The organism is Methylobacterium sp. (genome assembly GCF_019745455.1).
Taxonomy (GTDB): domain Bacteria; phylum Pseudomonadota; class Alphaproteobacteria; order Rhizobiales; family Beijerinckiaceae; genus Methylobacterium.
Window position 1 is genome coordinate 1 of sequence record NZ_JAIETD010000095.1, and the last position, 12,026, is coordinate 12,026.

Genomic DNA, 12,026 nt, shown 5'->3' on the forward strand with positions numbered 1-12,026 from the left:
ATGCACCTCTACGAGAGGTGCGGGGGAAACGCCTTTGAAATCACTCGATTATTTCAGACCTACTCGGGGAGCCAAGCCTCTCTTAAGCTCCTTAAGTCTCTCGTGTTTTGCGCCTGCTTGCGTCCCGCGCCTGATCAGGCGGTGCGGGATGGCCAGGCGATTTGCCGGATGCTCGGCGAACTCCCCCATGCCGCCGCCGCAGAGTGAGGTCGCTCTCGTCCTATCCCCATAGGGGCGGCCCTAGCGAACGTTTGGAACGTTGCCCTTAACCGAGATGCAGTAGTTCTCGGGAATCCTGCATTCCGCGTACAGGCTCGAGGCTGAACTCCGATGGTGGAGACCCGTTCCGGATCACGGATGATCACCTCGGGACCGGGACGGATCCTGATCGCGAACAAGCCCGCGATCGACTGCAGGGTGGAAGATTTTTCGCACGGCGGCGCGCGACTTCAGATCGCGGGAATGCTCTGTATCCCGGATTCGATCACTCTCGACTTCGGCGATACGCAGAAGAACGCGCGTGTCGCCTGGAGGGCGCTCCATGAGGTCGGGGTGAAGTTCGTCGGTTGAAGCGCGGCGGATCGAGCGCTGGAGCGAACAGACAACCCGGCCCCGCGTTTCCTACAAAACAGGAGCGCATCGCATGTCGGATCCGCGGAAGACCGATCCGGGATCTCTGTCGCCATCGTCCTACGATCAATGCAAGGCTCGGCTGACGGGCAGACCTGATACGGGCCTCGCCTCCGGGCCGCAGGACGCGGTCAGCGGTGAGATTCAAGAGACGCCCGCCGAGCCGAGCGAGCGCCCGACCGAGGTGGTCGAACAGACTCAGAAGCGGAGCGAGTAGAGGGCCGGTCTTTCCGCTTCGGGCCGAGATGAGCAGCCGGGAAGCAACAATCGCGGATCGCCAAGAGATCGCCACGTAACGGGGCAGGCTTAGACCGCCCTGCATGACGATCATCGCACGCCTCCCCCGCCGTATTCCCGGCCTCCGCCTTCTCTGGTGCCCATTGGCTCTCGGTATCGCGCTCCTCGCCTTTGCCCTGGCGGGGATGCTCAAGCTGCCATTCCTGGATTTCGACGGCAGCCGGCCGCTCGCCGCGGCCATCTGTTGCGTCGGCGTCCTCCTGGCGCTGTCGGCTTTGCCTTTTCCGGCGGTCGATCCTCGGGAATGAGTGGGTCGGACCAGCGGGAAGGTCGGCAACCCACCGCTCCGGAGTGCGTCCGTCAGAGCCATGCGACGACAGTCTTCCAGGCCCGCATGTGAGCCGCAGGCTCGAGGGGGTGAATTGCCCCACGCAGTCGCGAGATCTCTGCGGGGGTTCGGGAGCGGGTTCCCACCCGCACTGGTCCTTGCCTCCTGAGGAATAGTATGTCTGCGCCCGCAAGGGATGAGGTGCGCGATGAGGCAATGGGTCCGTGCGGTTCTGCTGATGGGGTTCGCCGTCTGCTCGCCCGCACAGGGGCAGCCGAAAGCCGCTGCGAACCCGGAAGTGGTTGCCTCCCAGGCGGTCGTCGGCAAGCTCAACGCCTACGTGGATCTGCTCAACCGGACCCTGCGCGCATCCGAGTCGCTGACCCGATACGAAAGCTGGGCCGACATGCGCATTGGCCCTACCGGAAGGGAGCGCATCATCTACGGCCTCTACTCGCTCTACGACTTGCGCGGCGAAATCGAGCGGGCACGTGCTGCCGTCAGCGCGCCCCCGGCCATGCCGGGACTCGACGCCAGGATCGGGCCCTACATCGCCGCCTACGAGGCGCTCGCGCCCATCATCACGCAGGCCAACGGGTATTAAGAGCGCCAGGACTACAAGGAAGACAAGATGGTGGAGGGCAAGGCCCTGCACGCCCGCCTCGCGCCCGCAGCGCAGAACTTCCGCACCGAGCGCGCCCAGTTCGAAACTTTTTTCGCACGCGAAAAGGAGCGCAGCGACGCCACCGAGCTCGCCCTCATCGAGAAGCGCGAGGGCCGCGAGTCGCGCGGGCAGGTGATGAACGTCATGATCCGGGCGCGCCCCATCCTCAACATGTTGCCGAGCGAGGCGAAACCCGTCGTCGACATGCCGGCCTTCGAGGCGGCGCTCGCGAGCTACGCGGTGGCGGTTCGCGAGCTCGACGCCTACGTCGCCGGCGAGCCGGGCGCCCTCTCCTCCTTCGAATCCCGCCCCCGTTCGTGGCTGGGTAAGCTGCGCGAGTTCCGCGACAAGCTCGCCCAGGCGAAGGGTGACGCCCGGCGCGGGGCCGGGCGCGACCCGACTTGGATCGTCAACGACTACAACACCATGATCACGACGGCCCAAATGGCGAGCCGCTTCTCGTCCCGGCCGTGAGATCGACGTGACCCGCCGGTTCCCGTCAAGCTCCTGACGAGGCCACCCAGGCTCGTTCGCACCACGCCTGGAGGAGGTCGCTGATGAGCGCTGTCACTCCTCTACGTTTCGCCTCGGCATCGGAGGCATCCTTGGCGTCAGGCCAAGGGCTAGAGGGGCCCGCGATGGGGGAGTCGCTCGGACAGCGTTGACGAAGTGGCGCTTCGTTCCCTTGCCTCGATCTGTGAGAGACGGACGCGCCGTCCGCGCTCGCCCGACTCGACCAATTCCGACGGCCCACTGCCCGCGATTGGCCAGCGCCGAATGCATCCGCGTCAAAGTGCGCTCTTGTCCGCCCGTCTCGTCGGCACCGGCAGCAACTCATGCCACAGCTTATCCCAGAATGCTGCATCTTCAATCTAATGCATGATGACAGCAGAAACGGAATGCCGTTCAGCGCGGCTCGGTTCTCAATTGGCAGTCTTTTGAACCGTTTTGAGGCATCGGAAGGCCTAAATCGATGAAATTTCACGTATCGTCAAAAGTAATCTGCCATAAATTACTGACTAAGAATTCACTCGACCCATTTGCAATTAATTAGTTTCGGCTAGGAATTCCATTCCAAAAAACTTACATCAGCGCAATACGGATCTTAGTCAAAAAGTTATTTTCTATCTCGCTCTCTCGCTCAAATCGAAAAGCGGATTTCGAAAGAGGCTCGTCGAGTATCGATTGTAGCTTAGCTTGACATCCATCCAATGTATTGGCTCGGATCCAAAATAGGCTGCTATAAGACCGTCACCGCTGAAGCTCTCGGCTACGTCGTGCTCTGCAAGAATCTGTCCTCCTGCTTGTTCGATGATGGCTACACAGCGCTGATGAGTGAGCGGGTCCCCCGAGATGCGGTGATGATGGGTGGATACGACGCAGAATCTGATCGCACCTTCTTTAAGAAGTTCAAAGCAAGACGTAAGGACGGCCGTTTCGGCGCCTTGCGTATCGCAATGAAGGATGTCGAGTTGCTTCAAGCCGCGACTTCCCATGATGTCCGGAACGGACACTTGCGGCAGTTCTACAAGACCGGATTTTTCAGTCTGGAACGGTCGAGGCGGCAACGTCTCCCCGCCAGCGAGAGCGTTCACAAAGTCGATTTCCCGACCATTGAGACGAGCGTTCTGTTTGCCGATGTCGAGGTGATGGGGATCTGGCTCGACGCCGATGACTCGGGCTGCTGGCCTCACCTGAAGGCACCAGAGCGAGTAATAGCTCCAGAAGGCGCCTAATTCGATCATAGTCGGAGATTCTGGCATGTGCTTCATGATTTCATGAAATACGGCCTCCTCCTGCGGCTCGTGATGACCAGAAAGTCGCCTAATGATTTCTGTCATCCAATCGCCGTAATAGCCACCTGCGACGACGGTCACTCCGTTATGCATAAGTTGTACTTCGCAGCCGTCTCGTCTCATTATCCTGCCGGCGCCAAGAACCTTTGGGATCGATGCGGCATCTCCGCACCCGACGGTCATCTCGATCCGGAACCGCTCATCTTGGATCGGCGGGGCGGACATAGCGGACCCCGAGAATGTAGAATGTCCGCTCTGCATCTACACACCCCACTGCGAAATCCTGGTCAGGGACCTGTCTAAAGAAACGGAGAACGATGCGCGAGGGGGCAGGACCACCTGTCGAGCCCCATCCGCCCTCGCGCCATGGGCTGAGCAAAGGCCGTTAAGGTCTTGACGAGATCGCCCGTGCTAGACCGCGCCGAGCCTGGATTGGGTCGGGGATGATCGCGCGGCACACCGTCATCTATCTCAGCTCGAGGGGGCTGGCCGCGGCGCTCAACATGGCGTCGGTGGCGGTCTTCACGCGCCTCGCCCCCGCCGAGGCCTATGGCGGCTATCTCCTCGTCCTGTCCTGGTCGCTGCTTCTCTACAGCGCGACCTGCCAATGGCCGAAATACGCCTTCTTCGCGCTCTACGACGAAGCCCGGGCCGCCGCCCAGGTCGGCACGGTGATCCGGCTCCTCGGGACCATGGCGCTCATCAGCGCCCTGATTTGCGCGATGCTCGCGGCGTTCGGCCTGATCTCCGCCGGGACCGCCGCGGCGGTCCTCGCCTCCGGCATCGGCATGATGCTGTTCGAAGCGGCCGTCGAGATCGCCCGCACCCGTCTCGGCGCGAAGGCGGTGGCGGCCTCCGTGATCCTGCGGGCCGTAATGGTGCTTGGGCTGGGTAGCGCCTCCCTCTTCGCCTCGGGCCACTCCGTCGACCTTCTCCTCGCCACGGCTCTCGCCAATGCGCTCGGCGCCCTCCCCGCCCTGGTGGCGATTGCGCCGCTCCTGCGCGGCGCGGGTAGCTGGTTCGAGGCGCGGCGGATCCTGTCCTATGGTTGGCCGCTGATCCTGTCCTTCACCGCCGCGGCCCTGGCCCAGACCGTCGACCGTCTCATGGTCGGCGGCCTTCTCGGCGCCCGCGAGCTCGGCGCCTACGGGGCGTTCTCAGATTTCCTGCGCCAATGCTTCGTCGTTTTCGGCGAGGCCATCGCCCTCTCCTTCGTCTCCATCGCCAAGCGTGACGCCAGGGCCGGCGGGATGAGCGCGGCGCGTCCTGTCCTGGAGGATGCGATCCGGCTCATGACCATGGTGGCCGCCTTCGGCGCGGTGTTCGTCATGACCTTCGACGACCTTCTCGTCTCGATCCTGCTCGGGCCGGATTATCGCGATGCCGCTCTGTCCCTCGCCCCGATCCTCCTGGCGGCAAGCATCCTGGTGATGGTCCGGGCCTACTACTTCGGCCAGGTCATCTACTTCTCCGCCACGAGCTGGCTCGAAGCCGCGTCCTCTTTCGCGCTGCTCTTGACCGTCGCCGTGCTGACAGTCCTGCTGATTCCCCGTCTCGGCATCACCGGTGCGGCTTTGGCCGCCATGATCGGGCAGGGCGTGGCCTGCCTCGTCCTCGTCCTCGGGGCGCGCCAAGCCGTCCGGCTGCCGCTTCCTTATGGCGATCTCGGCCTGATCGGGCTCGGGGCGCTGGCGGCGTGGCTGGCGATCCACCTTGTCCAGCCCCTGGCGCCGGGCCATGCCGGCCGGCTCCTCGATCTTGCTCTCATCCTCGCCGCCGCAGGCAGCATCGCCTGGTACCTCAACCTCATCGGCTTCGCCGATTTCGCGAAGCGCCGCCTCGGATGGGCCTCGTGACGACCCGCCTCGATCAAACCCCTGGACCGACGCGCCGAATCGGCGACCTCGTCGTCGCCCTTCGCCCGCTGAGCGCCGACGTTCCCTGGATGGAAGCTTGGCGCACCCTCGCCGCGGCGCCGGCCTTCGACAACCTGTTCTACGATCCCGATTTCGCGATTCCCGCTGCCGGCCCGTTCGGCCGGGGCGTCCACGTGATGCTGGTGGGAGACCGCCCGCCGGAGGAGGCGGGCCTCAAGCTCCTCGCGCTCTGGCCGCTCCAGGTCACCCGCACGCGCTGGGGCGTGCCGATCCCCCTGGCGCTCGGCTGGATGCATCCCTTCGGCATCTTCGGCGTGCCGCTCCTCGATTCCGCAGATCCCGCCAGAGCCTTCACCGCCCTGTTCGAGGGCCTTCGCAGCGTCGGCCTGCGCCGCGCCATGCTCACGCACGTTCCGACGGAAGGCCCCTTCGCCGATTTGCTGGCGCAATGGGCTCGAACGGCCCGCGCCCGGCGCGCGCCGTTCTGGGCCCATGCCCGCGCCTTCCTCGACCTCACAGCCAAGACCTCTTCGGAGCGCGCCTCCTATCTCGGCCACCTCTCGGCCCGCCGCCGCCGCCGGCTCAGGCAGTCGCGCGAACGGCTGGAGATGCAGGCGCCGCTGCTGTTCGAGACCGCCCGCGGCCCCGATGCTGTATCGTCGGCTCTCGACGACTTCATCGCCCTCGAAGGCCGGGGCTGGAAGGGCGAGGCCGGGACCGCTCTCGCTCGCCAGCCGGCGGAGGCCGCCTTCGTCGCGGCGGCGGCAAGGGCCTTTGCCGCGCGTGGCGACATGCGGGTCGACCGGCTGGCCCGCGACGGGCAGAGTCTCGCCTCCGCCCTCACCTTCGTCACCCGCGGCCAGGCCTGGTGCCTCAAGATCGCCTTCGACGAGGCCGCCGCCCGCGACTCCCCCGGCGCCCTGCACCTGCACCACCTGACCCGGAGCCTCCTCGACGATTCCCGGATCTCCAGCGCCGATTCCTGCGCGCCGCCGGATTTCTTCCTCGCCGAGACCTTCTGGGCCGAGCGGTTGCCGCTGGCCCACATCCTCGTCGAGACCGCGGCCGGAGATCCGCTCTATCCCTTCGCCGCCCGTCTGGAGGGGTTTCGCGCCTCGGCGGTTCGGAGGCTCAAACGCTGGCGCGCCGGACGCGCCGCGGCGGCCAAGGACGCCGACAGGAAGGACGCCGATTGAGCGCCTACCAGCCGAACCGCGCGATCTGCGCCGCCTTGGCTTCCACCGCCTTCGGGTCGCGGCCCCAGGCCGCCCAGCGCATCGAGAGATCGTAGCAGGTCGGGCAGAAGGCGAAGCTCGTCAGCGGGATGCCCTCGGCCCGCGAGCGCGACACCGAGGCGATCAGGCAGGCGATCGGCAATTCGGTGTCGGGCGTGCCGAGGCAATCCGCCCGCGGGCTGCCGAAGGGCGGCCGGTTCGGCCAGTTCAGCGCGACGAGGGTGCTGCCGCGCCGGTCGGGCGCCGGCGGCACGGTGTAGCTGCGCAGGAACAGGCCGCAAAGGGCGAGGAACGCGGCGAGGGCGAGGAGGAGGCGCATCGCGCGTTCCTAGCACATCCCTCATCCCTTCTCGTCGAACCGGCTCCAGCGGAACACCTCCGTCCCCGCCCCGTCGATGACGCGGACCGCCTCCGCCGGGCTGCCGGCCCGCTGGGGCACCCGCGCGCGGGCGAACAGGCCAAGCGCCCGCTCCTTGGCGCCCTCGACGCTCGAGGTGCGAACGGCGACGCGCTGGCGCACCACGTCCTCGTGCGGCGCGTCGCTCTCGGGGCCGAGGACTTCGATATGGTAGGTCTCGCGGGCGCTCACGGTCGGGGCTGATCCTCTTTCGGTTCGATGCGCACCTTAAGGCAAGCCGCCGACTGCGTCTGCGGGCGGGGCTGGGCAAGCCCCGCCCCGATATGGTTGAGTGCCGGCAACCCACGCTCCTCAAGACGGATGTTCCCATGACGACCCCGCCCTTCGTCACGCCGGATTGGCTCGGCGCTCGTTTGGATGCCCCCGATCTCGTCGTGCTCGATGCGTCCTGGTACCTGCCGGCCCAGGGGCGCGATGCGGCCGCCGAGTACCGGGCTTCCCATATCCCCGGCGCGATCCGGTTCGACATCGACGCCATGAGCGACGAGGCCTCGCCCCTGCCCCACATGCTGCCGCGGCCGGAGGTGTTCGCCTCGCGGATGCGCGCGCTCGGCATCGGCGACGGCGCGCAGATCGTGGTCTATGACGGGCTCGGGCTGTTCTCGGCCCCGCGGGTCTGGTGGATGCTGCGCACCTTCGGGGTTCGTGATGCGGCGATCCTGGAGGGCGGATTCCCGGCCTGGGTCGCGGCAGGGCTTCCCACCGAGGAGGGCGAGGGCCGCCCGCGCGACCGCCGCCACTTCACCGCCCGGCTCGACAATGGCGCGGTCGCCGATGCCGGCGACATCGCCCGCGCCCTGGAGACCGGCAATGCCCAGGTCGTCGATGCCCGCTCCGGCCCACGCTTTCGCGGCGAGGAGCAGGAGCCGCGCCCCGGCGTCCGCCCCGGCCACATGCCCGGCGCCCTCAACCTGCATTACGCCGCCCTGCAGACCAACGGACGCCTGAAGGACGAGGCCGGCTTGCGCGCCGCTTTCGCAGAGGCGGGTGTCGACCTCGACCGGCCGGTCGTCACCACCTGCGGCTCGGGCGTCACCGCCGCCATCATTTCCCTCGCCCTCGAGACCCTCGGCCGCCCGGCGAAGTCCCTCTACGACGGCTCCTGGTCGGAATGGGGCTCGGACCCGGAGCGGCCCGTCGCCACCGGCCCCGCCTGAGGCCATGAACCCGCGTCAGCCCGTCGACATCATCGGCGCGCCGATCGAGGTCGGGACCCACGAGGCCGGCGCGGTGATGGGGCCGGCGTCCCTGCGCACGGCCGGTCTCGTCACCACCCTGCGCGACCTCGGCTGGACCGTGACCGATCGCGGCGACGTGGCACCCTCCCCCGAGGCCCCGCCCCATGGCGCCGGGGCCGTGGCGGCCTGGGCGCTCGCCCTGCGCGAGGCTGTGGCGGAGGTCCTTCGCCGCGGCGCCCTCCCCCTGGTGATGGGCGGCGACCACAGCCTGTCGCTCGGCACCGTCGACGCGGTGCTGCGCCATTGCGCCGATTCGGGCCGCGAACTCTTCGTGCTCTGGCTCGACGCGCATGCGGATTTCAACACCCGCGAGATCTCGCCCTCGGGCAACATCCACGGGATGCCGCTCGCCGCCCTCTGCGGAGAGCCTGGCTTTTCGGATCTGTTCGCGGACGAGGATCGCCTCACCCTGGCGCCGGGCAACGTCCACCTCTTCGGCCTGCGCTCGATCGATGCCGGCGAGCGGGCGCTGGTGGCGGCGCGGCGGATCGACGTCGTCGACATGCGCACCATCGACGAGTTCGGCGTCGTCGCGCCCCTGCGGCGCATCCTGGAGCGGGTGAAGGCGGCGGACGGCCTCCTCCATGTGAGCCTCGACGTCGACTTCCTCGACCCCTCGCTCGCGCCCGGGGTCGGCACCACCGTGCCGGGCGGCGCGACGTTTCGCGAGGCCCATCTCATCATGGAGATGCTGCACGATTCTGGGCTCGTGGCGGCGATCGATGTCGTCGAGCTGAATCCCTTCCTCGACGAGCGCGGACGCAGCGCCCGCCTCCTCGTCGAACTCGTCGCGAGTCTCTTCGGCCGAAGCATCGTCGAGCGAACGCCGGCCCTGCCGGATACTAACGGGGCTTGAACCGGATCTCCGTTCGGTTTGGTCGCCGGGTGAAGACCCCGAGTGGATGTTCGAAATTCCATTCCCCGCCCTCCTCCTTCGAGGCTCCGCTCCGCTTCGCACCTCAGGATGAAGGGGGCTGGTGGATGAGACCGATCCATTCACTCGGCGGCCCTATGATCGCCCGAAAGTTTCGATGCTCAGCGGCGTCTCGTGCGGGGATGGGCATGAGATGCAGCCGAAACCCGCTTGCGAAGCGGCCCCGCTTCGAGGGATGGAAGCAGAGCCTCAAAGACCCGAGAGATCGCCATCCCGACCCCTCCGCCGCACCGGCAGCGCTCGACCGGCTTCGCCCGGATCCGCCTCGGATGCCCCGATGGCCGCGAGACCCGCATCCTCGACATCGCCGAATCTGGCCCCTTGCGCCTGCGAATGCCGCGCCGGTCCGAGGGCGCGGTCGAGGCGGTGCTGCTCAACACCGCCGGGGGCATCGCATGCGGCGATGCCTTCGAGACCGGAGTGACGCTCGACGAGGGCGCGGATTTCGTCTTCACGACGGTCGCGGCGGAGAAGATCTATCGCTCGGACGGTCCCGTCAGCACGGTCGCGACACGGGCGAGCCTCGCCGCCGGAACCCGCTTCGCCTTCCTGCCGCAGGAGACGATCCTGTTCGACCGGGCTGCCCTGCGCCGCCGCTTCGAGGCGGATCTCGCGGGCGATGCCCGGCTCCTCGCCTTCGAGGCTGTGACGTTCGGGCGGGCCGCCCGGGCTGAGGAGATCGCGCAAGGCACCCTCGTCGATGCCTGGCGCATCCGTCGCGGCGGCCGACTTGTCGTCGCCGACACCCTGCGGCTCGACGGACCGATCGGTGCCCTCCTCGACCGGACGGCCTTAGGCGGCGGCGCAAGGGCGATGGCAACGCTGATCGACGTCTCGCCGGACGCGGAAAGACGGCTCGACGAGATGCGGGCGATCCTCGAGGTCGCCGGCGCAAATGCCGAGGCGGGAGTCCGGGGCCGGGTCGAAGCGGGGGCGAGCGCCTGGAACGGGCATCTCGTCGTCCGCTTCCTCAGCGCCGACGGAGATGCCCTGAAGCGGGTCGCACAGCGCGTCCTCGTCGCCTACCGCAAAGCGCCGCTGCCGCGGGTCTGGCAGGGCTGAGCAACTTCAGTCCCGTCTGGTTCGCATCCTCCTGCGATGAAACGTTGGCGCACAGGTTTGGAGTGACGGTAATGACGAGGCGCCCCATGGCGACTCATCGCGCTGTCAGGGTGCGTTCGGTCGCACTCCGAGCTTGAAGAAGCTCTTCTCGATCGGATTCAAGCTGCTGCGCGACCCCTCGTTCCCGGGCTGAAGGCTGAGCATGAGAAGCTGCGCGCCTCCACCCCAGATCGCCGCTCGCAAGGACGAAAGCCGAGCCCTCCGCGATGCGAGCAGCGGACCGTGCGACGGTCAGAAGTCGACGTTCGCATTTCCCTCGGAGAACACGTCGTGATCCACGATGGCATTGCCTTCTTGAAGCGGTACGTCTGTGGTCAGCCAACCGTTCGCGCCTTTCTCCGATCCTGTAGTGCGTCGCGACGGATCGACAACGGAATCGGGTTTGGCCTGACCGTCCATTCCCCAATCGTAGAAGATACCGTTCTGTTCGAAATCCTCGAACCGATAGCCGGTTCCGATATTCGGAAGCATAAAAAAGTTGTTCCCCGAATCTGCATCCCAATTGTTTTTGAAGTAGGATCTCTCGTTATAATCGTCTTCCGACCATTGTTTCTCAAGGGCATTCTTTTGTTCTTGCCAGCCGGGTTTCCAGTAGCCAGGAATTTCGACCTGCGGAATTTCGAAATTTTTTGCCCACTCCTTCAGCTCCTGGTTGATGTAGTTCTTCGAGGCTGGGGTATTGTAGGCATCCACGCCTGGATTGATCACCGGAGCAAGCTTGAGAGAAGCAGTCGGAAGATCGGGCGGTGGCCTGCCCCCTGAAAAGTGGTCCTCCCTGAAGTAGGCTTTCGAGCCTTTGGAGGATGCCAGGAATGCCGAGGAAGCATCAGCCTGAAGAGATCATCGCGAAGCTGAGGCAGGTCGATGTGCTGTTGTCGCAAGGACGCCCGGTTTCGGAAGCGATCCGCACGATCAGCGTGACGCCGTTCACCTACTACCGGTGGCGCAAGGAGTTTGGCGGGCTGAAGTCCACCCAGGTGAAACGACTGAAGGATCTGGAGAAGGAGAATGAGCGCCTCCGCAAGGCGGTGTCGGACCTGACGCTCGAGAAGCTGATCCTCAAAGAGGCCGCCTCGGGAAACTGGTGAGCCCCGCCCGGCGGCGCCGCTGCATCGACCACGTCATGAAGGAGTTCGACGTGTCGGAGCGCTTAGCATGCCGGGTTCTGGGGCAGCATCGGTCGACACAGCGCAAGGTACCTATGGGCCGTGTCGATGACGCGGCGCTGACGGCCGATATCGTTGAACTCGCTACCCAATATGGTCGCTATGGCTACCGCCGGATCACGGCCCTGCTGCAAGAGGCAGGCTGGCTGGTCAACCCGAAACGGGTCGAGCGGATCTGGCGCCAGGAGGGGCTGAAGGTGCCAGCCAGGCAGCCGAAGCGAGGCCGGCTCTGGCTGAACGATGGGTCGTGCATCCGGCTGCGGCCGGAACATCCAAACCATGTCTGGTCCTACTCCGGCGAGATCGGAACAGGGTGTACTGCTCGGAGGAGGGGCGGTTAGGCTCGGGATTGCCGACGAGGTCGCCGTTCCGCTGCAGGAT

Annotated in this window: 13 protein-coding genes and 3 pseudogenes; 11 read left to right on the forward strand and 5 right to left on the reverse strand. The window is 66.2% G+C overall.

Annotation, left to right across the window (positions count from 1 at the left end):
- From K2Y56_RS18200 to K2Y56_RS18220, 5 genes and pseudogenes are all read left to right on the forward strand, one after another.
- The coding region (locus K2Y56_RS18200; RefSeq protein ID WP_292510702.1) for a hypothetical protein at positions 1–207 on the forward strand (207 nt) is incomplete at its 5' end.
- 123 nt (positions 208–330) lie between these two features.
- Positions 331–570, forward strand: a complete 240-nt coding sequence (locus tag K2Y56_RS18205) for a PilZ domain-containing protein (protein WP_366849083.1) — start codon at positions 331–333, stop codon at positions 568–570.
- Between the two features lie 73 nt (positions 571–643).
- Positions 644–847: a hypothetical protein gene (locus tag K2Y56_RS18210; RefSeq protein WP_292510709.1), complete on the forward strand. Its 204-nt coding sequence runs from the start codon at positions 644–646 to the stop codon at positions 845–847.
- Between the two features lie 103 nt (positions 848–950).
- Positions 951–1,175, forward strand: a complete 225-nt coding sequence (locus K2Y56_RS18215; protein ID WP_292510712.1) for a hypothetical protein — start codon at positions 951–953, stop codon at positions 1,173–1,175.
- Positions 1,176–1,433: 258 nt separating this feature from the next.
- Positions 1,434–2,333 (forward strand): annotated as a pseudogene (locus K2Y56_RS18220) (YiiG family protein).
- Between the two features lie 650 nt (positions 2,334–2,983).
- Here the strand turns inward: K2Y56_RS18220 and K2Y56_RS18225 are convergent.
- Entirely contained in the window at positions 2,984–3,880 is an 897-nt protein-coding gene (locus K2Y56_RS18225; RefSeq protein WP_292510715.1) for an FkbM family methyltransferase, read from the reverse strand.
- A 218-nt stretch (positions 3,881–4,098) separates the two neighbouring features.
- On the opposite strand from K2Y56_RS18225, the gene K2Y56_RS18230 reads away from it, so the two are divergent.
- Both K2Y56_RS18230 and K2Y56_RS18235 read left to right on the forward strand, forming a co-directional pair.
- Positions 4,099–5,511: an oligosaccharide flippase family protein gene (locus K2Y56_RS18230; protein ID WP_292510717.1), complete on the forward strand. Its 1,413-nt coding sequence runs from the start codon at positions 4,099–4,101 to the stop codon at positions 5,509–5,511.
- A complete protein-coding gene (locus K2Y56_RS18235) occupies positions 5,508–6,728 on the forward strand; it encodes a GNAT family N-acetyltransferase (RefSeq protein WP_292510720.1) in 1,221 nt (406 codons plus the stop codon). The genes K2Y56_RS18230 and K2Y56_RS18235 overlap by 4 nt, the downstream gene beginning before the upstream one ends.
- Before the next feature lie 4 nt (positions 6,729–6,732).
- Here the strand turns inward: K2Y56_RS18235 and K2Y56_RS18240 are convergent, their stop codons facing one another.
- Together K2Y56_RS18240 and K2Y56_RS18245 are read right to left on the reverse strand one after the other, a co-directional pair.
- Entirely contained in the window at positions 6,733–7,086 is a 354-nt protein-coding gene (locus K2Y56_RS18240; RefSeq protein ID WP_292510722.1) for a hypothetical protein, read from the reverse strand.
- 21 nt (positions 7,087–7,107) lie between these two features.
- Positions 7,108–7,356 (reverse strand): hypothetical protein, encoded by a 249-nt coding sequence (locus tag K2Y56_RS18245; protein WP_292510725.1) that lies wholly within the window; start codon positions 7,354–7,356, stop codon positions 7,108–7,110.
- Positions 7,357–7,493: 137 nt separating this feature from the next.
- Here K2Y56_RS18245 and sseA point away from each other — a divergent pair, with 137 nt between their 5' ends.
- From sseA to K2Y56_RS18260, 3 genes are all read left to right on the forward strand, one after another.
- Complete coding sequence (sseA, locus tag K2Y56_RS18250; RefSeq protein ID WP_292510728.1) at positions 7,494–8,342, forward strand: 3-mercaptopyruvate sulfurtransferase; 849 nt, start codon at positions 7,494–7,496, stop codon at positions 8,340–8,342.
- A 4-nt stretch (positions 8,343–8,346) separates the two neighbouring features.
- A complete protein-coding gene (rocF, locus tag K2Y56_RS18255; RefSeq protein WP_292510730.1) occupies positions 8,347–9,279 on the forward strand; it encodes an arginase in 933 nt (310 codons plus the stop codon).
- Positions 9,280–9,507: 228 nt separating this feature from the next.
- Positions 9,508–10,419 carry an urease accessory protein UreD gene (locus K2Y56_RS18260; RefSeq protein ID WP_292510733.1) on the forward strand — a complete coding sequence of 304 codons (912 nt, stop codon included), beginning with the start codon at positions 9,508–9,510 and terminating at the stop codon, positions 10,417–10,419.
- A 291-nt stretch (positions 10,420–10,710) separates the two neighbouring features.
- Here the strand turns inward: K2Y56_RS18260 and K2Y56_RS18265 are convergent, their stop codons facing one another.
- Entirely contained in the window at positions 10,711–11,172 is a 462-nt protein-coding gene (locus K2Y56_RS18265; RefSeq protein ID WP_292510735.1) for a hypothetical protein, read from the reverse strand.
- 119 nt (positions 11,173–11,291) lie between these two features.
- On the opposite strand from K2Y56_RS18265, the pseudogene K2Y56_RS18270 reads away from it, so the two are divergent.
- Positions 11,292–11,938, forward strand: a pseudogene (locus K2Y56_RS18270) (IS3 family transposase); the annotation flags it as partial.
- Positions 11,939–11,948: 10 nt separating this feature from the next.
- On the opposite strand, the pseudogene K2Y56_RS18275 reads toward K2Y56_RS18270, so the two are convergent.
- A pseudogene (locus tag K2Y56_RS18275) lies at positions 11,949–12,026 on the reverse strand (arginyltransferase); the annotation flags it as partial.